22 protein-coding genes and 2 riboswitches are annotated in these 22008 nt (G+C 53.7%); of the genes, 6 read left to right on the plus strand and 16 right to left on the minus strand.

The genetic code is table 11. The features are described from left to right. Window positions 1-269: 269 nt before the first annotated feature. Window positions 270-2036: a lipid A export permease/ATP-binding protein MsbA gene (gene msbA / locus LMED105_RS06980; RefSeq protein ID WP_008249657.1), complete on the plus strand. Its 1767-nt coding sequence runs from the start codon at window positions 270-272 to the stop codon at window positions 2034-2036. On the opposite strand, the gene rfaQ is transcribed toward msbA, so the two are convergent. Next, window positions 2009-3052 carry a putative lipopolysaccharide heptosyltransferase III gene (gene rfaQ / locus LMED105_RS06985; RefSeq protein ID WP_198006808.1) on the minus strand — a complete coding sequence of 348 codons (1044 nt, stop codon included), beginning with the start codon at window positions 3050-3052 and terminating at the stop codon, window positions 2009-2011. The genes msbA and rfaQ overlap by 28 nt on opposite strands. A gap of 163 nt (window positions 3053-3215) precedes the next feature. Between rfaQ and LMED105_RS06990 the strand changes: the two genes are divergently transcribed. From LMED105_RS06990 to LMED105_RS07000, 3 genes are all read left to right on the plus strand, one after another. Then, window positions 3216-4349: a glycosyltransferase family 4 protein gene (locus LMED105_RS06990; RefSeq protein ID WP_198006809.1), complete on the plus strand. Its 1134-nt coding sequence runs from the start codon at window positions 3216-3218 to the stop codon at window positions 4347-4349. Continuing rightward, window positions 4349-5158 (plus strand): hypothetical protein, encoded by an 810-nt coding sequence (locus LMED105_RS06995; RefSeq protein ID WP_008249663.1) that lies wholly within the window; start codon window positions 4349-4351, stop codon window positions 5156-5158. Before LMED105_RS06990 ends, LMED105_RS06995 begins: the two co-directional genes overlap by 1 nt. 292 nt (window positions 5159-5450) lie before the next feature. After that, window positions 5451-6581: a porin gene (locus tag LMED105_RS07000; RefSeq protein WP_008249665.1), complete on the plus strand. Its 1131-nt coding sequence runs from the start codon at window positions 5451-5453 to the stop codon at window positions 6579-6581. Window positions 6582-6774: 193 nt separating this feature from the next. On the opposite strand, the gene LMED105_RS07005 is transcribed toward LMED105_RS07000, so the two are convergent. The 15 genes from LMED105_RS07005 to LMED105_RS07075 form a co-directional block, all read right to left on the minus strand. After that, on the minus strand, window positions 6775-7176 hold the full coding sequence (locus LMED105_RS07005; protein ID WP_008249669.1) for a hypothetical protein: 402 nt from the start codon (window positions 7174-7176) through the stop codon (window positions 6775-6777). A gap of 194 nt (window positions 7177-7370) precedes the next feature. Further along, window positions 7371-8366 (minus strand): biotin synthase BioB, encoded by a 996-nt coding sequence (bioB, locus tag LMED105_RS07010; protein WP_040512726.1) that lies wholly within the window; start codon window positions 8364-8366, stop codon window positions 7371-7373. A 9-nt stretch (window positions 8367-8375) separates the two neighbouring features. After that, window positions 8376-9722 carry an adenosylmethionine--8-amino-7-oxononanoate transaminase gene (gene bioA, locus LMED105_RS07015; protein ID WP_008249674.1) on the minus strand — a complete coding sequence of 449 codons (1347 nt, stop codon included), beginning with the start codon at window positions 9720-9722 and terminating at the stop codon, window positions 8376-8378. A 6-nt stretch (window positions 9723-9728) separates the two neighbouring features. Further along, on the minus strand, window positions 9729-10346 hold the full coding sequence (bioD, locus tag LMED105_RS07020; RefSeq protein ID WP_008249676.1) for a dethiobiotin synthase: 618 nt from the start codon (window positions 10344-10346) through the stop codon (window positions 9729-9731). Continuing rightward, a complete protein-coding gene (locus tag LMED105_RS07025) occupies window positions 10343-11143 on the minus strand; it encodes a methyltransferase domain-containing protein (RefSeq protein ID WP_008249677.1) in 801 nt (266 codons plus the stop codon). Before LMED105_RS07025 ends, bioD begins: the two co-directional genes overlap by 4 nt. A gap of 17 nt (window positions 11144-11160) precedes the next feature. Then, on the minus strand, window positions 11161-11904 hold the full coding sequence (locus LMED105_RS07030) for a hypothetical protein (protein ID WP_008249679.1): 744 nt from the start codon (window positions 11902-11904) through the stop codon (window positions 11161-11163). Further along, the gene (locus LMED105_RS07035; protein ID WP_008249681.1) at window positions 11901-13079 is read right to left on the minus strand and encodes an 8-amino-7-oxononanoate synthase; all 1179 of its coding nucleotides are present in this window, start codon (window positions 13077-13079) and stop codon (window positions 11901-11903) included. Before LMED105_RS07035 ends, LMED105_RS07030 begins: the two co-directional genes overlap by 4 nt. Window positions 13080-13085: 6 nt before the next feature. Then, window positions 13086-14561 (minus strand): ribonuclease G, encoded by a 1476-nt coding sequence (gene rng, locus LMED105_RS07040; RefSeq protein ID WP_040512730.1) that lies wholly within the window; start codon window positions 14559-14561, stop codon window positions 13086-13088. Window positions 14562-14581: 20 nt separating this feature from the next. Continuing rightward, complete coding sequence (locus LMED105_RS07045) at window positions 14582-15253, minus strand: nucleoside triphosphate pyrophosphatase (RefSeq protein ID WP_008249685.1); 672 nt, start codon at window positions 15251-15253, stop codon at window positions 14582-14584. Window positions 15254-15261: 8 nt separating this feature from the next. Next, on the minus strand, window positions 15262-15732 hold the full coding sequence (rlmH, locus tag LMED105_RS07050; protein WP_008249687.1) for a 23S rRNA (pseudouridine(1915)-N(3))-methyltransferase RlmH: 471 nt from the start codon (window positions 15730-15732) through the stop codon (window positions 15262-15264). A gap of 15 nt (window positions 15733-15747) precedes the next feature. Beyond that, window positions 15748-16170, minus strand: coding sequence for a ribosome silencing factor (gene rsfS, locus LMED105_RS07055; RefSeq protein ID WP_008249689.1), 423 nt, complete (start codon window positions 16168-16170; stop codon window positions 15748-15750). 42 nt (window positions 16171-16212) lie between these two features. Then, window positions 16213-16863, minus strand: coding sequence for a nicotinate-nucleotide adenylyltransferase (gene nadD, locus LMED105_RS07060; protein ID WP_008249691.1), 651 nt, complete (start codon window positions 16861-16863; stop codon window positions 16213-16215). A 3-nt stretch (window positions 16864-16866) separates the two neighbouring features. Beyond that, the gene (gene hemF / locus LMED105_RS07065; protein WP_008249693.1) at window positions 16867-17778 is read right to left on the minus strand and encodes an oxygen-dependent coproporphyrinogen oxidase; all 912 of its coding nucleotides are present in this window, start codon (window positions 17776-17778) and stop codon (window positions 16867-16869) included. Window positions 17779-17793: 15 nt separating this feature from the next. Next, window positions 17794-19065 (minus strand): phosphoribosylamine--glycine ligase, encoded by a 1272-nt coding sequence (gene purD / locus LMED105_RS07070; RefSeq protein ID WP_008249694.1) that lies wholly within the window; start codon window positions 19063-19065, stop codon window positions 17794-17796. 21 nt (window positions 19066-19086) lie between these two features. Further along, window positions 19087-19812: a YebC/PmpR family DNA-binding transcriptional regulator gene (locus LMED105_RS07075; RefSeq protein WP_008249696.1), complete on the minus strand. Its 726-nt coding sequence runs from the start codon at window positions 19810-19812 to the stop codon at window positions 19087-19089. 142 nt (window positions 19813-19954) lie between these two features. Between LMED105_RS07075 and mscL the strand changes: the two genes are divergently transcribed. Both mscL and LMED105_RS07085 read left to right on the plus strand, forming a co-directional pair. Next, on the plus strand, window positions 19955-20395 hold the full coding sequence (gene mscL / locus LMED105_RS07080) for a large conductance mechanosensitive channel protein MscL (protein ID WP_040512736.1): 441 nt from the start codon (window positions 19955-19957) through the stop codon (window positions 20393-20395). Window positions 20396-20440: 45 nt separating this feature from the next. Next, a riboswitch (glycine riboswitch) is annotated at window positions 20441-20536 on the plus strand. After that, window positions 20537-20648: riboswitch (glycine riboswitch) on the plus strand. 54 nt (window positions 20649-20702) lie between these two features. Further along, entirely contained in the window at window positions 20703-21992 is a 1290-nt protein-coding gene (locus LMED105_RS07085; protein ID WP_008249700.1) for a D-amino acid dehydrogenase, read from the plus strand. Window positions 21993-22008: the final 16 nt, after the last annotated feature.

Raw genomic sequence — 22008 nt, forward strand, 5'->3', positions numbered from 1 at the left:
AAGAAAACCTGCCCTTGCGTGCCGAGCAGGGCCGGTGTTGCCCAGCATGGGCGACAGAGAACGATTCCGACCCGCTTTTTAGGAGGATCGTTATCAGGCATCGCAAGGCTCAGCAAGGGATAAACAGGTTTTCTGGCGAGAGATTGGGATTCGCGCTGATTGTGCAAGCGAACACGCTGATTGGGCGACGAACACATGCCGCTTGAGTCGAACCCGCTTGCCACCCACAACCGTGTAAACTTCGAGCATCCAATCCACGTTCACGTTGCATGCCCGAAATCACTGACTACACCGCCAAAGGCCTATACAAACGCCTGCTTTCCTACAGCCTGCGTTATTGGCCGCTTTTTGCGACATCTCTAATTGCCCTGGTGTTCGCCGCTGTCACCGAGCCCTTGTTTGCCAGCCTGATGAAGCCGCTGATCGACGAGAACTTTTCCGGCGAGCGAACCGAAATGGCGAAGTGGCTGCCGGTCATCATCATTGTATTGTTCCTCATCCGCGGTTTGGCCACGTACATCAACGAGTATTGCAGCGCCAAACTGGCTGGCTTGGTGGTTCACGATTTGCGATTTGACATGCTGTCCCGAATTTTGCGTTTCCCGAATTCATATTTTGTTGAGCAACCCGCCGGGAAAATCATTTCTACGGTGTCTACCAACGTGGATGCGGTCACCGAAGCGGGTTTCAACATCATCACTGTGCTGATTCGTGACGGTGCAATTGTCATTGGCCTTATGGCTATTCTGCTTTACACCAATTGGCAACTCACCCTGATCTGCTTTGCAATTCTTCCTTTGATCGCCATTGGTGTATCCGTGGCGGCCAAGCGTTTGAACCGCTTTGCGCACAGCGCGCAAACCTCGCATGCCGATTTGGTGCAAAGCATTTCTGAGGTCATTGGTGCACAAAAAATCATCAAAATTTATGGTGCACAACAGGTGGAAACCGATCGCTTCATGAAAAGTGCAGATGAAATCATGAAGTCGCGCGTGAAGCTGGTGGCCACCAGTGCGGCCAACTCTGCAATTGTTCAGTGGATACTCGCCGCCGCTGTGGCTGCTGTGGTGTACTTCGCGGGTATTTTGGCTGAAAGTGACAGCATGACTGCGGGCGATTTCGCGTCGTTCATGACTGCCATGATGATGTTGCTGGCCCCGGTCAAGCGCCTCACTAATATTAACCAGCAACTTCAGAAAGGCCTGGCTGCGGCAGACAATGTATTCCGGGTTGTCGACCGTTCCATTGAAAACTCCAGCGGTACCCACACCACCGATCGGGCCCTCGGTTACATTGAATTCAACAAAGTGGGGCTGACCTTTCCCGGCGCAGAGGCACCCACGCTGATTGACATTAATTTGTGGGTAAAGCCTGGCCAAACCGTGGGCATTGTGGGTGTGTCGGGCGGTGGCAAGTCCACACTGATTAACCTGCTGCCCCGTTTTCTGGACCCCACAAGCGGCGTGGTGAAGCTGGACAGTGTCGATTTAAAACAATGGGATTTGCAGTGCCTTCGCCGCCAAATTGCAGTGGTAACCCAGGAAAGCCATTTGTTAAACGACACCGTGCGCAACAACATTGCTTACGGCGAAATGCGCGGTGCCAGCGATGAAGCCATTTTGAATGCCGCCCGCATGGCCAATGCCCTGCCTTTTATTGAAAAACTTGAAAATGGTCTGGATACGGTGCTGGGCGACAACGGACTGAGATTGTCTGGCGGCCAGCGCCAGCGGATTTCAATCGCACGGGCGTTCCTGAAAAATGCGCCCATTCTTATCCTCGATGAAGCCACGTCTGCACTCGATTCCGAAGCAGAGCGTGAAGTTCAAGAGGACATGGAACGATTGCGCCATGGTCGAACCACACTGGTGATTGCGCATCGATTGTCCACGCTGACCACGGCCGATTTTATAATCGTGCTGGACCAGGGCAAGTTGATTGAGCAGGGTACCCATCAGGAGTTGCTGGCAAGGCAGGGCAAATACCACTACCTGCATTCCATTCAAAATCAGTCCACAAGTTTATCCACTGACTGAATTACAACCTCAGTGGGAATGGCCGCCAGCAAACGCGTGGTGTCATCGGTATTGATGCTGTCGGGGTGGGGGAGTGGCCCAAAATCGCCAGCATAAATGACTGTGGCTTTGTCTGACCAAGGCCGCCATTCTTGTACCCACGAGGGGCCAAACAGCGCCACTTGCGGTACATTCAATGCCGCTGCCATGTGCATAGGGGCCGAATCTACGCCCACATAAAACTTGCTCAATTTCAACAAAGCCGCAAGCAAAGGCAGGCTCATTTGGCCACCCACATTCACCAGTTGGTTTGAGCCCGGCGAACGCTTGGTGCGTGCCAGCCGCTCAATCTCGGCGGTCATGGCCACTTCCACGGGGTCTGGGCTGCATGTCAGCACCACGTGTAAACCCTGGTTTAGCAAATGCACAACCACGTCAGCAAACTTGTCGTCTTCCCAGCATTTGAAGGGCCAGCGAGCAGCAGGGTGAATCAACACAAATGGTCCATTCACCTTGTGTTGGGCCAGCAGTTTGTCGGCTTTGTCCAGATTCTCGGGGCTTGGGCGCAACACCATTTCACCGCGCAGGCTGCGGGGGTTAATGCCCAAGGCTTGCAGGCACAGCAGGTTCAGCTCCACGGCGTGTGCTTGCCCGCGGGGTGGAGGTACCACGCGGTGCGTAAAACAAGCATGCCACAGGGCCTTGTCGCGTTTTGCATAGGCCATTTGTACGCGCACTGGAGCATTTGAAAAGCGTGCAATCAACGCACCAATCCATTGATCGGTTAAATGCACCACTGCATCGTAACTGGTGCGCCTCACTTGAAAAATCAGGCCAAGTTCGGCCTTCAACCTTGCAAAACCTTTCAGCTTCCGGTCAATGCACAGCACCCGGTTTAAGTGTGGATTGTTTTGCAACAGGGGCGTGGTTTCTTTGTAAATCAGCGTATCAACCTGTACGCCCGGGAATTGGTCGTGCAAGGCGTGGTACAAGGCCGTGGTTAACAGCACATCGCCGTGGTGCCTTAATTTAATCACCAAAATTTTCTGCAAAGTATTTCAACCCGGTATTGATTAGAGTGAATTCACGCCCATGCGTGTGCGGTGGCGCATTAAACTGACAAATGAACCAGCGCGAACGTTGAGCAAACACAGAGCGAATATAGACCGTGATTCCAACCAATTTTGTTTTCCAATTCAAATGACCAGCATTTTCTTCTCTGAAAGTTCCAAAAATATCGGTGGTCAAGAACTGCAGTTGCTCGAGCAGGCGGTGGGCCTGAAAGCCAAAGGCTACACACCTTATATATTGTGTCGGCCCGGCAGCCGCATTTCTCAGGAGGCCTACAAGCTGGGTTTGAATGTTGAATTTGTAGCATTTCGCAACGCCATTCACCCTCCCAGTGTATTAAGGCTTGCCAATTTGGTTCGGCTACATAAACCCGTGGCGGTGGTGTGCCACAGCAGCCACGATGCCAATTTGTGTTCCATTACCGTGCATGCCTTGGCAAAAATTGGTTTGCTCAAGCCCCGGCCCACTTTAATCCGCATGCGCACCTACCAGCCTGGCCCGGCCAAAGCATTCACTTACAACCAAATGTTTGACCAAACTTTCACGCCCAGTCAGGCCCTGAAAGACCAACTTTTGCAAAACAGTGGGGTGTTGCCCGAGAAAATCGGGGTTCTTTACCCCGGCATTGATTTTGAAAGTATCGCCGCCGCTGCGGCGCTAGGTTTGCCCCCTGAACTTGATGCGCGCTTGAGTGATTTGCAGCAGCGCCCTGTGATTGCCCATGCAGCCATGTTTCGAGTAGAGAAAGGGCACAGCTTCATGTTGCAGGTGGTGAAAGCTTTGCTCCCTCAGTTTCCGAACCTGTTGTATGTGGCAGCCGGCGAGGGTGAAACCCGCCAAGCCATAGAAACTGAGGCACAGCGTTTGGGCTTGGGTAAGCATGTGGTGCTGCCCGGCATGTTGAACCCAGTGGCACCGCTGATTAAACGTGCCGATGTATTGGTGATGCCTTCCAGTTATGAGCCCTTGGGCATGAGCCAAATTGAAGCTTTGGGTTTGGGTGTGCCTGTGGTGGTCAGCAATGTGGGTGGCCTGCCTGAAACAGTAAAAAGTGGTGTAACGGGCTATGTATGCCCGGCACCCCATGCGCCCGGTGCGCTGGATGCCTGGGTTCAAGCACTGGGTGCTGTGCTTGCCGAACCCCACAAAGCCCGTGACATGGCCGCGCTGGGGCGGCAAACGGTGCTGGCCCAGTTTGGCAAACAAAGCAATATCGATGGTTTGGTGGGCACCATTCAAACACCAAGGCTGGGTCGATCCTGATGCCTTCGGTTCAGCGAATCGTTGTGTGGTTTGGCCAAGGGCTGCACAATGCCTTGGCAGCACGCGCCGCCTTGGGGCAATTGCAAGTGGAGCACCCCGGTGCAGATTGGGTTTTGTTCGGCCCCCGCAGCAGCTTGTTTTTGTTTGAAATGGATGAGCGGGTGCCCGTGTACATTCCTTTGCGCACCCTAGAGCCGCGCCGCCCTGCGCAAACTCGCCTTTCTTATTACCTCGAAAAACGCGCCCAGTTTAAAAAGCTGCGCGGCTTGAAGCTTGATCTGTGTATTGGGATTTCTGCTTCGGTACCCTTGCCTGAATTGAACCTGCAAGCGGCCACGCAGTTTCAGCACGTGCAAAAAATGTTGGGTATCAGCGGAGATTTTATACAGCAAGAGTTATCGGATTTTCTGCAAGCTGAACGGCCTTCGTTGCAGGCTGGGCCCCAAGCCTTGGCTTATGCAACCCAGCTTTACCGCAAAACTTCACCCGGCCTGCCTAAGGCTGTGGCCTTGCTGTACGCAGAAGAAAATGCACCCGGTTTGGATATGCAATGGCAAGCCTTACACAGCAGCCTGGCCAAGCTAGATAGTAATGTGCACTTAACAGTGGCTGCAGTGATTGGGGAGAATCGCTTATTGGCCAGGCAATTAAACACCAGTCAGCCAGCTTGGCTACAACTGGCTTTGCCGCAAGCCATGGGCTTGATTGCGTACGCGGACCGAGTGATTACTTCTTCAGAAGTGATCACCCTAATTTGCGCCGAAATGGGCCGTTCAGACCGCCTCTTGTTGGTTAAAAGTCACAGTTAAGGCTTGGCTTTAGAAGCCACCCGCTTTGGGGTCGGCTTTACCTGGTTCTGAAATTCTAAGTTTTTCATTCGCAAGGCTTTTTGCGGTTCTCAAGGCGATTTTGGTGAATTGTTGATGTCATAAAACTATGGGTTTGATCAATTTCTCCTGTTGCACGTCAGCGACAAAAACACCAATTTCCCCATTCTCACACCACGATTTGGTTGGTCGGCCCAAGGGTCCCCGTGTACATTGTCTCTCGTGCCGCTAGAAATGGCGGCAAAGATTCAACCAACACTAATAAGGGTGAAATATGAACAAGAAGCTAGTAGCTGCTGCTCTGGGCCTGGCATTTGCCGCTCCAGTATTTGCTGATTCATCAAACGTAACTTTGTACGGTCGTATCCACCAGACTCTGGATCACCAGTCTGGCGAAACACGCACAGGCGGCGTAACTAACCAAGCCGGCGGCAGCTTCGTAGTAGAAGACGCTTCCTCACGTTTGGGCGTGCGCGGTGTTGAAGACTTGGGCGGTGGCCTGAGCGCAATTTTTGCCTACGAATTCGGTGTGACCACTGATGCAGTTGAGTCTGGCGCTGCCGGCGAAGCTGGTCCTATGTCTACACGTCACGCTTACTTGGGTTTGAAGGGTTCATACGGTTTGTTTGTAATCGGTTCACAAGACGGTGGTAACGATTCTCAAGCTCCTCTGTACAACCAAGCTTCTTTGATTGGTTCTGTGTCTAACAACGGTGGTCCTTTGACAACTGTTGGTGGTGGTGGTGCAATCGTATCAAACACATGGGCTATTCAGCGTCAACAGCGCGTAGGTAACTCCTTCGGCTACGCTGGTAACTTCGGCAGCGTACAAATCAGCGCCCGTCACTCCATGCAAGGCGACAACGACCAGTCTAACAACACAGCAACACTGGTTAAAGAAAACGATTTCCGCGCAACTGAAATCACAGCAACCTACAAGGTTGGTGCTTTGACTGTTGGTGGTGGTTTCGCTAACTTTGATCAGCAAGAACTGAACAACCCATTGGGTAACGGCGACATCGAGCGCACAATTCAGGGTGTTGCATCGTACAACTTCGGTGCCTTCACCGTTGCTGGTTTGGTGGCTCAGAACTCTTACGAAGCTCAAAACGCTGCTAACGGCGAAGACAGCGGTATCGAGTATGCATTGTCTGCAACTATGCCTTTGACTGCCAACTCTGGCCTGTTCGGTATGTACGGCTCCTCCGAGCGTTACGACCTGAACACAGAAGCACGTGAAAATACACAAGCTCAAATCGCTTACTACTACGATTTCAGCAAGCGTACACGTACATACGTTGGTTTCAACCGCGTAGAAAGCGAAGTTGAAGCATCAACTGTTGGTACAGCTGGTAACAAGACAGAGCGTGACAACTTCACAATTGGTCTGCGCCACAACTTCTAATTCAACGCCAGGCTTAGGCTTGGTTTGAATGCAAAGTTTGAAAAAGCCACCTTCGGGTGGCTTTTTCTATTTCAGCCAGCGCAACACCCTCATCCATTCGCACATAAAGCCGAAAAATCGGGCGAAAAAAAAGCACCTGGTTTATTCAGGTGCTTTTTTAACTCAACTCGGCTCTATTCAATCGAAGAACCAATTACTGCAAATTCATGTCCAGTTGTACGCCGCACAAGGTGCTGCTGTACCGTGTAGCGCTGCCACTGTTGCTCATGCAACCCAGTGAGGTGGTTTGAAGTTGGGTTTCGGATACTTTCAAGCCAAAAAACAAATCGGGGTATTTGTTGCCTTCTTCACGGCTTAGCTTGAATACCCAGTCTCCAGTACCCCATTGGGCGCCCATGGGGGCTTTGTTGCGGTCCTGGTTCAGTCTGAACCCATAGCCCAAGCCACCGTTCTCAGAACTGGTCCAGCGGCCCCATTTGCTTAACGGGTTTTGCCCATCGATATTCAATGTCACGCCGCCAGCTTGGGCACTGACCAAGGCGGGTGCCAGCAAAGGTGTTAGCACTAAGCAGGCGCAAATCAATGTTTTTTTCATGTTCTTATTCCCTTCAACAGCAGCAATTCAAGCAATTTGCGCTGTTTCGCATGCAAGGCTTTAATTATGCGCGTAATTTTGATGTGGATAAAGCGGGAGAAGGGTTGCCTTCACCCCGCCAAACCATTGATTTGAATCAGATATTTAAACCTGCTATTTGATGATTCTTGAATAAAAACAATAAGTTTCGGTGCTTAATTCTCAAGTCGCTTTAAGCCCAGTTTTTCAAATAACTTGGTGTCGCGTTCCAATTCCGGGTTGTCTGTTACCAACAGTTTTTCGCCGTAGAAAATTGAATTGGCACCCGCCAGGAAACAAAGCGCTTGGGTGCTCTCATTCATGCTTTCCCGGCCGGCTGACAAACGCACAAAACTGGTGGGCATGGTGATGCGGGCCACAGCAATGGTGCGTACAAAATCAAGCGGATCAATTTCGGCGTTGTCGGCCAATGGTGTGCCTTCAACTTTCACCAGGTTGTTGATGGGTACGCTTTCTGGTGGCTCGGCCATGTTGGCCAGTTGAGCGATCAAACCTGCGCGCTGGGTTACCGTTTCACCCAAACCCACAATGCCACCGCAACACACCTTGATGCCTGCATCACGAACGCGGTCTAGCGTGTCCAAGCGGTCTTGGTAAGTGCGGGTGCTGATAATGTCGCCATAAAAATCGGGCGAGGTGTCCAGATTGTGGTTGTAGTAATCAAGGCCAGCCTCTTGCAATTGCTTGGCTTGGTGTTCTTTCAGCATGCCCAGGGTAACGCAGGTTTCCAGCCCCATGGCTTTCACAGCGGTCACCATTTCGCCCACCGCATCAACCTGGTGGTCTTTGGGGCTGCGCCATGCAGCACCCATGCAAAAACGTGTGGCGCCTTTGTCTTTGGCGGCTTGGGCGGCTTTCAGCACTTCCTCAATGGGCATCAGCTTTTCAGCTTCAACACCAGTGTTGTACTTGGCCGATTGGGGACAGTAACCGCAGTCTTCAGGGCAGCCGCCGGTTTTAATGGAAAGCAGGGTGGAAAGTTGCACGGTGTTGGCATCGAAATGCTCACGGTGTACCTGTTGCGCCTTGAAAATAAGGTCATTGAAAGGCAGGGCGAACAAGGCTTCAATGGCCTCTACGCTCCAACGCTGAGTATCCACGGTGGGTGGGGCTGTTTTCTTGTTTTCAACCCAGGTAATTTGGCTTTCCATGTGCATCCTTCAGAACAATTCGCTTCCGGGGCCAGGTGCAATCAGGCTGCCCCAGCGTTTTAATACTTGCATCAGTGTTTGGTAGGCGTTCTCGAGTGTTTCGGGTGTGGTGCAATAAGGTGGCACCCAATACACAGTGTTGCCCAAGGGGCGCACCACAATGCCCAATTCGAGAAACGTTTGGCGTATCCATTGACTCGCGCTTGAACCATACTGACTGTGACTGGATTTTAGCTCAAAGGCCGCCACGGTGCCGCACACGCGCGGGTTTTCAATCAGGGGGTGGCAAGCCAAGGTGGGTAACCAACGTTGATGTGTGGCTTCAATGCGCTGAATATTTGCCCAGGTTTTTTCTTCATCGAACAAGGCAAGGCTGGCCAGGGCCGCAGCGCAACCCAGTGGGTTGGCGGTGTAGGAATGGCCGTGCAGCAAGGCGTTGCCCACCTTGTCGCTTAAAAATGCATCGTACACAGCCTGGCTGGTGAGGGTAGCCGCCATGGGCATGAAGCCCCCTGTAAGCCCTTTTGAAATGCAAATAATATCGGCTTGCCCGCCGAACTGAGCCACCTGCTCGGCGGCAAACAGGGTGCCGGTTCGGCCGAATGCGGTAAACACTTCATCGAAAATGACCAGCACACCGGCCGCTTCGCAGCGTTTGCACAATTCAGCCACGTGGGCTGGGCGCATGAATCGCATACCGCTGGCACCTTGAATCAAGGGCTCCAACACCAGGGCTGCAATGTCTCCGGCATTGTTGGCCAATAACTGGTCGAGTGCAGCCAGGGTCTCTTCTTCCGTGCAGGCGCAAACACCGATGGGTATGAAATCAACTTGAAATAGCCAAGGAGCGAATGGGTCGTAAAAACCGCTGGACTTGCCGGTGGCCATGGCACCGAAGGTGTCGCCGTGATAACCGCCTTCCAGCGCAATGATCCGTTTTTTGGTGGTCACGCCTTTGTTTTGCCAATATTGAAAGGCCATTTTCAGGGCCACTTCAATGGCAGTCGAACCATTGTCGGAATAAAACACTTTGGCCATGGGGGCTGGGGCACTCTTTACCAGGCGTTCAGCCAGTTGCACGGCGGGGGGGTGGGTTACACCGGCGAACATGACATGCTCCAGCTCTAGCGCTTGCCGGGCAATAGCCTTGGCAATCGCCGGGTTGCTGTGGCCATGAATGTTCACCCACCAGCTTGAAACAGCGTCAAAGTATTTGTGACCTTGTGCGTCAAACAGAAATTCGCTTTCACCACGTACCACTGCCAAGGGTGGCGCAGCGGTTTGCATTTGCGTAAACGGGTGCCAGCAGTATTGCGAATCCAGTTCAAGCAATTCGGTGTGGGTAAGTTGTTTCATAGGGGCTTACAAACTGCCTAGCGCGCGAATAAGCCGCTCTGGCATGCAAAATTCAGCCAGTGCCTGCGGGCTCAATTCATTGAAAACCGGCAATTCAGCCAACACCGGTACTTCGCCGAAATGTTCAATGGCTTCGCGGTTGGCTGGGTGTGTTTCACCCACCATCACCACGCCCAACACAGGCACGCCAGCAGCTTTCAAGGCCTGCAGTGAAAGGCAGGTGTGGTTAATTGTGCCAAGCCCGCTGCGGGCCACCAGCAGGGCGCAGCTGTTCAGGTGTTTCATCAGGTCGAGCATGGTGTCGCGCCAGTTCAAGGGTACCATGCACCCGCCGGCGCCTTCGATAATCAGTCGCTCTGCTTTGGGCAACACAAAGTCACTGAGCTGAATCTTTATGCCATCAATGTCTGCCGCCTGGTGGGGCGACAAGGGCTGGGTGAGGCGATACGTTTCCGGGTGCACTGTGCAGCCGCTCAAGCGAGCAATCCACTCGCTGTCGCTGCCACCGTCAAGCCCGCTTTGAACGGGTTTCCAGTAATCGGCTTGCCAGTGTTTGCACAACCAGGCGCTAGCGATTGTTTTACCGATGCCGGTGTCGGTGCCAGTCACAAACAAATGTTTCACGGCCGTTCCAGATAGTAAAAACCAATGTGGTAGTTCATGGTGCAGGCTTCGCCCAAGGCGGATATTACCTTGCGAAGGTTCACTGGCGTGTGGTTTACGCGGGGTTGGTCTGCACCAATGGCACGCAGGCTGCGTGCAAAGGAAAGCCCATCAGGATGATGGTCCAGAAAGTTTTTGGTGTGGTGTGCAGTGCTGGCGGCAATGCCCTCTGCAACCAGTGCGTTCAGGATGTTTTGCAAATCATCGTGGCTGGGCAGGGGCCGCAAGCCACTGGTTTGCCCCGTGTCCTCGTGCGCTACCTCCCAGGCTTGAAATGAGCCATCCAGCAACACACTGAAGGCGATGGTATTGGACACCGAGAGCCAGCGTCGAATGGCCTCTTCAATGTTGCTGAACCATTGCGCACACATGCCTGACACCAGCAGTGAATGGTTTGGAATCCACAGGTGTTCTACGGCCAGCTCCTCGCCATTGAGTAGGTGGGTGTGCAGGCGCTCAGTGGGGTACTTGCGCTTCAGCTCGGTGAGCATGCCTTGCGCCAAATCAACGGCATGCACGGCGCTTTGCGGAAATTTGTTCAACAAATGCTCGGTTAAAAAACCGGTGCCACTGCCCACATCGACGCAAGCCTTTGGGTTGAAATTGACCGGCAGCATTTGATCCAGCCACTGACCCAGATGTTGGGCTGAGTGTTTCTGCACGCGAGCATGGTGATCGTAATCGCGGGCAGCATCGGAAAAGCGGCTTGAGGCAGCCCGGGCTGAATTCGGTTTTCGCGGCAATGCGTTTTCAGACATTTCAATGTAGCTTGAAATTAATGCTGGCTAAGAAGGGGCAACAAGATGTCAGTATACCGCGCAGGGGCGGTGGCAATGCCTGCGTGCTCGGAAGCCAGTGTGTACAGCCCACGGTTTTGCTGTTTCAGAGTGGGATCGAAGGATTGCTGTGCCAGCGCGAGTGGCACTATTTCATCCGTGTTGCTGGCCCAGGCGTGCAATTCTGCACCATGGGAAAGGGCCTGTTTCAAGGCCTGTGCAGCGTTTAACGTTTGCATGCTGCGCAGGTCGGCCAACAAGGTTTGTTCGTTCAAAGTGGCCCAGTGCGCATCGTGCCCGCAGCGTTTGTGAAAGTCTGCCAATACCTCGGCCATATTCTGTTCGGCCTTGTGGATCATGCGGGCAAGCACCCGGTTGTTGGTGAAGTGCGTAAATCCGTGCAAGCTGAACAGGCTGTGCCAGCGCACTGAAAAATCAAGCAGTTTCGAAAACCCGAGCGAATGCCCGAGGCCCAGCCAGGGTACTTCGGCGTGGGCCAGTACCAGGCTGTGTAGCACTTCAGCGGGGTAGTGCACCCAAGGGCTCTGGTTGTTGATCCCCTGTGTGTAAATCATCAGACCTTGCCGGGCTTGCTCGGGAAAATAGCCTGCTTCCAGGCAGACAAACAAGGTGGTGTTGCGTGTATTTGCTGGCAGGGCATTGAGCAAGGCGTTGAAAAAACGGTGGTTGTAGCCCCAGCCGTGAGCCATGAACAGCACTTGTGTAATTTCGGGCTGCTTCATGCGCTCACCTTCCAGTGGGTGAGCGCGTGCAGCAGTTGCTCATACACGGCTTGCTGGTGGCCTGTGTTGAGTGCAAGTCGAACTCGCGCAGCATTTGGCGGTACCGTGGGCGGGCGCACTGCAGATGTTCGAATACCCGCTTGCTGCAAATGGGCTTTGAGTTCGAGGCATGCGGTGTTGCTGCCCACCACCAGGGGCACAATGTGGGTGTTCGATAACCCCGTGTCGAACCCCTGTTCATGTACGCGGCTGCGCAGTGTTTCGGCGGCAGTGTGCAGCGCGCACCGTTCCTTGTTCAGGTTTGGAATGATTTCCAGGGCTTTGCTGACCGCACCAATCACGAAAGGCGAGGGCGCAGTGGAATACACAAAGCCTGTGCAGCGGTTGACCAAATATTGCTTGAATGTTTCGCTGCATGCGATGTAGGCACCGCTTACCCCCACAGCCTTGCTGAAAGTGCCCATGATCACCCAGTGCCCCATGGCTTTCAGAGCGTCAATGGCGGGGTCGGTTATCGCACCCAGTCCGCGTCCCTGTGGGCCCCATACACCTGTGGCATGCGCTTCATCCAGGTACACCACAGCCTTGTGTTGCAGGGCAATTTCTGCGAGTTGTTCAACCGGCAGCAAATCACCTTCCATGCCAAAAACTGTTTCTGACACAATGATTTTCGGCTGCGTGGATTCGGTGTGTTTGGCCAGCAGTTCAGCCAAATGCGCCATGTCGTTGTGGCGAAACCGAATTTGTTTCACGCCTGCCAACTGGCAGGCGTGGTGCAGGCTGGCGTGGTTCAGTCGGTCGGTGAAAACCAAAGGATCAACGCCACTCCACAGGCTTTTGTCCAGCAGTGCGGCAAGCCCGCTGGCATTGGCTTGGTAACCACTTGAAAACACCAGCGCGGCTTCAGCGTTTTTGAATTGTGCAACTTGCGATTCCAGTTGTTCAAAGCAGTCCAGGTTGCCTGACAACAAACGCGATCCGGTTGCGCCTGCGCCGTATTTTTTCGCGCATTCATGGCCTGCTTCGACAATGTCGCCGCGCTGGGCCAGGCACAAGTAATCGTTGCTGGAGAAATCGAATGCACGCTGGTTCAATGGGCAGGGCAGCAACACCCGCTTCAAGCTGTCTTGGGCCAAAAGTTCAAGGCGTTGCTGGCTGGCTTGGCTCAGGTTCATTGCAGTTCAGGTCAAAATAATGTCGTAGTGTTCCTGCACAAACAAGTTGTCCACTTGCAGGGTAATTGGTTTGCCCACAAATTCTTCAAGCATGCCCAGGTGTTGCGCTTCCTCTTCCAGAAACAGGTCGATTACAGCAGGGCTTGCCAAAATACGAAATTCTTTTGGGTTGAATTGGCGGCTTTCGCGCACAATTTCCCGCATAATTTCGTAAGCCACGGTTTGCGCAGTTTTAACCTGCCCCTTGCCTTGGCAGCTTGGGCAGGGTTCACACAACAAATGCGCCAGGCTTTCGCGGGTGCGCTTGCGGGTCATTTCAACCAGGCCCAGTGCGGAGAAGTCGGTGACACTGGTTCGGGCGCGGTCCCGGTCCAGGGCCTTTTGCAATTCGCTTAACACGGCTTTTTTGTGTTCCTCGGTGCTCATGTCGATGAAGTCGATCACGATGATGCCGCCCAGGTTGCGCAGGCGCAGTTGCCGCGCAATCGCGTGTGCGGCTTCCAGGTTGGTTTTGAACACTGTTTCTTCAAAATTGCGTGCACCGATAAAGCCGCCGGTGTTTACATCGATGGTGGTCAGCGCCTCGGTTTGATCGATGATCACATAACCGCCCGATTTCAATTCAACCCGGCGGCCCAGCGCTTTTTGCAATTCATCTTCAATGTTGTACAGCTCGAACAAGGGCCGTTCGCCCTGGTGCAATTGCAGGCGGTCTTTGGTTTCCTGTGCATAGGTTTCAGCAAAGGTCAGCAGGTTCTTCAGGGTTTCTTTTGAATCAATCAGAATGGCTTGGGTGTCTGCACTCACCAGGTCACGCACCACACGCTGCGCCATGGTCAGGTCTTCGTAAATCAAGCTGGGTGCGGGTTTGGTGCGGGTTAATTCCAGCATCTCGCGCCAGCGGGTTCGCAGGTAATTCACATCTGCAGTCAATTCCTCGTCAGTGGCTTCTTCGGCGTGGGTGCGAATAATAAAGCCACCGGTGTTTTCAGGCAGCAGGCGGGTGAGTTTTGCGCGCAGCTCTTCTCGCTCGCCTTCATTCTCGATGCGCTGTGACACGCCAATGTGTGGGTCTTGCGGCAGGTGTACCAGCATGCGGCCAGCCAAGCTGATTTGCGTAGTGAGCCGTGCGCCTTTGGTGCCCAGCGGGTCTTTGCTGACCTGCACGATAATGGTTTGCCCCTCGAAGACCATTTTCTCAATGGCAGGCGGTGGGTTTCCATTCTGCTTCGATTGGTGGTGGTTGTAAGTGCGGTGTTCCCACAGGTCGGCCACATGCAGAAACGCTGCACGCTCCAGCCCAATGTCGACAAATGCAGATTGCATGCCGGGCAGCACACGCACCACTTTGCCCAGGTACACATTGCCCACAATGCCGCGGGTTGATGTTCGTTCAATGTGAAGTTCTTGCACAGCGCCGTGCTGAACAATGGCCACGCGCGTTTCCTGCGGTGTCACGTTCACCAGTATTTGTTCGTTGATCATCTTTTGCTTCTTGGGTATTAATCGATTCTTTTCGTAGCTTGGGCCACCGTTTGAATATGACGAATCAATTCGCTGGTTTCAAACAGTGGTAAACCCATAATGCCAGAATGACTGCCGGAAATGTGACGAACGTATTGCCCCGCGATCCCCTGAATGCCGTAGGCGCCCGCTTTGTCGAAAGGTTCGCCGCTGGCAATGTAGGCATGGATGAAGGTTTCGGGAAGTTTTGTGAACTCCACGTGTGACGTTTGCACGGTGCTTCTGGTCGCAGTGGTGCTGCCATCGACATGAAGCCACGCGCCTGCCACTGCCGTGTGAACTTCGTGGATGGTGTTGGACAAGCTTTGCAGCATTTGAAAGGCCTGTGCGGCATTTTCCGGTTTGCCCAGAATATTGCCATTCAGTGCCACAGTGGTGTCGGCGGCAAGCACCAGCCCGCTTAATTGCTGCGCACGCATGGCCTCAAGCGCGGCATTCAGTTTCAGTTGCGTAACCCGTTGCACGTACAGCAAGGGGTCTTCGTGCTCAAAAGGCGCTTCGAGTGCCTCGGCCTCTGGGCTGCTCTGCGCTAAGAACACCTGCACTTGCAATCCAAGGGTTTGAAGCAATTCGAGTCTGCGCGGGCTGCGTGAAGCAAGCCAAACCTGGCCAGGTAAGCCGCTGTGTTCCGGGAGAACGGGTGTGTTCATGGTTGGGCTTATTCGCGGTGGTACGGATGCCCAATGGTAATTGAAAATGCGCGGTACAGCGCTTCCACCAGCAGCACGCGCGCCAGCGCATGGGGCAGGGTGAGGTCGGAAAGCCGCCACATGCCCTGGCATTGCTGCTTCAGGTTTTCATCAAGGCCGTCGGCGCTGCCGATTAACAGGCAAAGGGTTTCACTGCTGTTGTGCCATTTCTGAAGTTGCTCAGCCAAGGCTTTGCTGGTGTGGCGCTCACCCCGTTCATCGAGTGCAACCACCCGTGCGCCATTGGGTATGGCCGCACGAATGCGCTCGGCCTCTTTGGCGAGAATTTGGTCAACGGGTTTGCCTGCAGACCGGTCTTCCGGTTTCAATTCTTTGATGGTCAGTTTCCAGTCGTTCGGAAAGCGTTTCTGGAACTGATCAACGGCCTGTTGCGCCCATGGCTCGATTTTGTGAGACAGGGCGATGACGTGGATTTTCAAAGCGAAGAGAAAAACTTAGTTGTACTGGCTTGAGTAGGCCTCGGCCTGTTGCGGGAAATAATCCACGCCGGGCATGGGTTTGCTTAGACTGTGCGGGTTCAACTTCACGCGCACTGGCTTGCCACCCCAAATTTCTTCCAGGTTGTAATACTCGCGAATGGCGGGTTGCATCAAATGCACCACCACATCGCCCAGGTCGACCAGTACCCATTCGCCTGTGTCTTCACCTTCGGTGCTGAACACTTCACCGCCAGCCTCCTTGGTTTTCTCGCGAACGTTGTTGGCCAAAGCGCGGGTTTGGCGGTTTGAAGAGGCTGAGGCAATGATGACTCGGTCAAAAACACCGGTAAGGTGGGTCGTGTCGAAGATGGCGATGTCTTGTGCCTTGATGTCTTCGAGGGCGTCAATCACGACGCGCTGCAATTTACGCAATTCCATGCAATTCCAAAGGTTTGTTAATTGCCTGAATTCTAACAACTTTCAGGGCTGGGCGCGACCATAAACTGGGTGCTGTGTCAGGTACTTGAACACGGCGGTGGGCAGGCAGGCTTCAAGTTTAAAGCGGGCGGTTTCCTCCACCTCGGCATTGGCTGAGCCCAGTAGCTCGAATTGTCTCCGAATTTGGGTTGAGCTGATGTTCACGCTGGGCATGGGTATACGAAACAGGCGGTCTTGAAGCAAATGTCGTTTTAATGCCTCGGGAACCTGAAAATCGCCCCATTGGGTGCGGTCTACCACGCCAATGCGGGCGTAATCAAACAGGCTTTGCCAGTGTTTCCAGCTGGTCAGGTTGGCCAGTTGGTCAGCCCCAATCACGAAAGAAAACTTGTGGTCGGGGTGCTGTTCGCTGAGTTTTTCGAGCGTGTCCACGGTGTAGGTGGGGCCTTCATGCTCAATTTCGAAGGGCTCTACGCGCCAGGAGTGCACGCCATCAATGGCCAGTTCGACCAGTTTTTTGCGAACGTCGGCAGGTGCAAGCTCGGCATTGGGTTTTTGCCAAGGCTGGCCTGCGGGCATGAACCACACTTCATCGGCCATACACTGTGCTTGGGCTGAACGAGCCATTTGCAAATGCCCCATGTGGATGGGGTTGAACGTGCCGCCGATGATGCAGATTTGCCGGCCGGCCATGGTTTAAGCGGCCAGCCAGTCGCGGTCCACCAAAAAATCGGTGTACAGCCTGGCTTCCGCACTGCCCGCCTCGGGTTGCCAGTCGTAGCGCCATTTCACCTGCGGGGGCATGCTCATCAAAATGGATTCGGTGCGGCCACCGCTTTGCAGGCCAAACAGGGTGCCACGGTCGAATACCAAATTGAATTCAACGTAGCGGCCACGCCGATAGGCCTGGAAGTCGCGTTCGCGTTCGCCGTAGGCCATGTTCATGCGGCGTTCAACAATGGGCAGGTAGCCTTTCAGGAAGGCATCGCCCACGTTGCGAGTCATTGCAAAGCTCTGCTCAAAACCCAGCTCGGAAAAATCATCAAAGAACACGCCACCCACACCGCGGGGTTCTTTGCGGTGTTTCAGGTAAAAATACTCGTCGCACCATTTCTTGAACTTGGCATGGTAGTGCGCACCAAAGGGGTCGAGTGCATTTTTGCAGCTTTGGTGAAAATGTTTTGCGTCTTCTTCAAAGCCATAATAAGGAGTTAAGTCCATGCCGCCGCCAAACCACCACACCGATTCACCTTCCACGGTGGTGGCTGCAAACAGGCGCACATTCATGTGCACTGTGGGTACATAAGGGTTGCGGGGGTGAAATACCAGTGAAACGCCCATGGCTTCAAAACTGGCACCCGCGAGGCCTTGGCGGCTGGCGGTGGCTGAGCCGGGCAACTTGTCGCCCATCACATGGCTGAAATTGACACCGCCACGCTCCAGCAAACTGCCTTCTTCCAGCACGCGGCTGCAACCGCCGCCCCCTTCAGCCCTTTCCCATGAATCGTTCAAAAAAGGTTTGTTTTCGAACTGACCAATGCCCTCAATGATGCTGCTTTGAAGGCCCTGGAGGTATTGCTTCACCTGATTCAGTTCAGAGGGTGTCATTGTTCTAGGTCCTGATTACTTGCGATTGATGGCGCGATAGCCAATATCGCTTCTAAACTGCATGCCATCAAAGCTGATGGTGTCGATCAATTCATAGGCTTTGGCCTGCGCCTGGCGCACGGTGTCTCCCAAAGCAGTGGCGCACAGAACCCGGCCACCTGAAGTCACGGCCTTGCCGTTTTGCTCGACAGTGCCGGCATGAAACACCACTGCCTGGTCGCTGGCTTCAGCGCGCAGGGTGATTTCATCGCCCGTGCGCGGGGTTTGCGGATAGTTGTGCGCAGCGATCACTACACCCAAAGCCGTGCGGCGGTCCCATTCTGCTTCAACCTTGTCCAGCGTACCGTCAATGGCGTGGTCCAGCAAATTCACGAAGTCGCTTTTCAGGCGCATCATGATGGGTTGGGTTTCCGGGTCGCCCATGCGGCAGTTGAACTCCAGCACTTTGATGTCGCCCTTGTCGTCGATCATTAAGCCCGCATACAAGAAGCCGGTGTACACCAAGCCGTCTTTTTTCATGCCGGCAATGGTCGGGTAAATTACTTCGCGCATTACGCGGGCATGCATGGTCGGCGTAACAACCGGGGCCGGGCTGTACGCACCCATGCCGCCGGTGTTGGGGCCTTGGTCGCCGTCCAGCAAACGTTTGTGATCCTGGCTGCTGGCCATGGCCAAGGCGTTCACGCCATCGACCATCACAATAAAGCTGGCTTCTTCGCCTTCCAGAAATTCTTCAACTACCACACGCGAACCGGCGCTGCCCATGCTGTTGCCCAGCAACATGTCGTCAATGGCTTGGTGGGCCTCTTCGAGGCTCATGGCCACCACAACGCCCTTACCTGCGGCCAGGCCATCGGCCTTGATCACAATCGGTGCGCCTTTGGCGTTCACATAATCGTGGGCCTTGGCAGCGTCGGTAAATGTTTCATATTCAGCAGTTGGAATTTTGTGCCGCTTCATGAAGGCCTTGGCGTAGTCTTTTGAGCTTTCCAATTGGGCAGCCAGTTTGGCTGGGCCAAAAATACGCAAGCCGCGCTGGCGGAACAGATCAACCACACCGGCGGCCAACGGGGCTTCAGGGCCAACTACTGTAAGGTGCACTTGTTCTTTGGTCGCAAAATCGGCCAGTTCAGCCAGGTCGCTGATCGGCACATTTTCCATTTTGGCTTCCAGGGCAGTGCCGCCATTGCCGGGTGCAACAAAGACCTTTGTTACACCTGGGGTTTGGCAAATACGCCACGCCATGGCGTGTTCGCGGCCGCCTGATCCAATCACCAAAATTTTCATGTCTGCAGTGCTCCGTACTTTTTACTCGTTGATGATCACGTTGGTGTAAACCTGTTGCACGTCGTCCAGGTCTTCCAGCATGTCAATAATCTTTTGCATGCGAATGGCGTCGTCGCCTTCCAGCTCGGTTTCGCTGGCTGGTTTCATGGTCAGTTCTGCGTTTTCGAATTGCATGTTCGCAGCTTCAAACGCTGTTTTCAGGGTATGAAACTCAGGCACAGGACAAGTCACCTCGATCACACCGTCGTCAGAGGTAATCACGTCGTCGCCACCGTTTTCCAGTGCCACTTCCATGATCGTGTCTTCGCTGTGGCCTGGGGCAAAAATAAATTGGCCACAATGCTTGAACATAAAGGAAACCGAGCCATCGGTGCCCAAATTGCCGCCGTGCTTGGTCAGCGCGTGGCGAACTTCAGCCACCGTGCGCACTTTGTTGTCTGTCATGCAATCGATAATGACTGCTGCGCCGCCCACGCCATAGCCTTCGTAGCGAATTTCCTCGTAGTTCACGCCCTCGGCTTCACCGGTGGCCTTGGCAATGGCGCGCTGCACGTTGTCTTTGGGCATGTTGGCAGCCGCTGCCTTTTCCATGGCCAAGCGCAAACGTGGGTTGGTGGCAACGTCGCCGCCGCCCACACGGGCTGCCACGCTGACCTCACGAATGATTTTCGTCCACACCTTGCCGCGTTTTTCATCCTGCCGGTTTTTACGGTGCTGAATGTTGGCCCATTTACTGTGTCCTGCCATGGCTCACTTTCTGTTGTTGAATCAAAGAGGTGCGATTTTATCACCACCACGCACCTGCCGTATTGCCCAGAAAGGAATCCACAGCGATAATCTGCGCGGGTATTGGACTTTTACATTTGTATACATTCAACAAGGAGGCAACGTGAGTTTGCTCAAAGACTTCAAGGCGTTTGCAGTAAAAGGCAATGTGGTTGATTTGGCTGTGGCGGTGATTATTGGTGGCGCGTTCAGCGGCATCGTGAAAAGCCTGGTTGACGATGTGATCATGCCGATTGTGGGCCGTATTTTTGGGAAGCTGGACTTTTCCAATTTGTATCTGCCCTTGGCAGAAATTCCCGCCAACGTAGAGCCCACGCTAACTGCAGTGAAAGCGGCAGGCGTGCCTGTGTTGGCTTATGGCAGTTTTATTTCTGTCATGATTAATTTTGTAATCTTGGCTTTCATCATTTTCATGATGGTGCGCCAGGTCGGTAAGCTGACAGCCTCGCTTGCAAAAGAAGAGGAAGCCGCACCAGCCGCGCCGGCCCCCACGCCCGAAGATATTTTGTTGCTTCGTGAAATTCGTGACTCATTGAAAAAGTAAGATTTAATTTAGACTGGCTTCTCCAGATTCACAGTAGTACAATTTGAAGCTGAATCTGGAGAGTGGCTGGTGCGTATCTGTGCTGGCCCGCCGAAGGCGCAATCCCCATGAACGCTCAGGCTTCAGTACAGGTTCAGAACGTCAAATCTGGAGAGCGCTGTGCGCGGCCAATCGCCTCGTAAGTACAGCCGCCGAAGAGGCAAGCAACGCAATCCGTTGTGAATCTTTCAGGCAAATGGACAGAGAGGGGCTACAAGGCAAATGGTTTGCCGAAAGCCCTTTTTACTGTTTGTGGAGCCTATTCCTCATGAAAGCTATTGTTCTTGGTGCTGGTGTTACCGGCATTACTTCCGCCTGGTTTTTGAAACAAGAAGGTTTCGACGTCACTGTGGTCGACCGTCAGCCTGCCGCAGGCATGGAAACCTCATTTGCCAATGGTGGCCAAATTTCTGTGTCACATGCTGAACCCTGGGCCAACCCTGGCGCACCCAAAAAAGTGCTGAAGTGGTTGATGAAAGAAGACGCACCCCTTTTGTTTCGTTTGCGCGCAGACGCCCGCCAGTGGCGCTGGGGGATGCAGTTTTTGCGTGAGTGCACACCCGAGAAAACCCGCCACAACATCATTCAAATGGTGAATTTGGGCACCTACAGCCGCAGCACCTTGCAAGAGCTGCGCGCCGAGACTGGTATTGAGTACAACTGCCTGACCAAAGGCATTTTGCACTTTTACACCAACCAGCAGGAGTTTGACGATGCGTTGGAACCCGCTGAAATCATGCGCGAGTTTGGTTGTGACCGCAAAGTGATCAGCGCTGAAGAAGCCGTTCGCTTGGAACCCGCCTTGGCCACCGTGAAAGACAAAATTGCTGGCGCCACCTACACAGAAGCCGATGAAAGCGGCGATGCGCATGTGTTTACCCAAAACCTGTCGAAGCTTTGTGCAGCCAAGGGTGTTGAATTCAAGTACGACACTGCAATTTTGGGCCTGGATACCGAAGGCGGCCAGATCAGCGGCGTGCGCGTGCGTGGCGCAGATGGTCAGGTCCAAGTGCTGAAAGCCGACAAGTACCTTTTGTGCATGGGCAGCTACAGCCCCATGTTGGTGAAGGACCTGGGCGTTGACCTGCTGATTTACCCAGCCAAAGGTTACTCGGCCACCCTGCAAATCGACGACGCCAGCAAGGCCCCACAAGTCAGCCTGACAGACGATGAATACAAACTGGTATTCAGCCGTCTGGGCGACAAGTTGCGCATTGCAGGCACCGCAGAATTGAATGGCTACAGTACCAACTTGAACCATGTGCGTTGCCAGGCAATTACCCGCCGTGTCATGGAACTGTTCCCCGGCATGGCCGACCCAGAGCAGGCTGTGTACTGGACGGGTTTGCGCCCCGCAACACCCTCGAATGTGCCGTACATTGGTGTGTCCAAAATTTCAAACCTGTACCTGAACACAGGCCACGGTACCTTGGGTTGGACTCACTCTTGTGGCTCAGGCCGCTCAATCGCCTCCATCATGAATGGCAAGCAGCCCGAACTAGATTTCGCATTTACTGGAATTTCTTCCAAGAAGGGCGAGGCCTTGGCCGTTGCCTAAGGCTTGTTTTTGCTAA

The organism is Limnobacter sp. MED105 (assembly GCF_000170915.1).
Classification (GTDB): Bacteria; Pseudomonadota; Gammaproteobacteria; order Burkholderiales; family Burkholderiaceae_B; genus Limnobacter.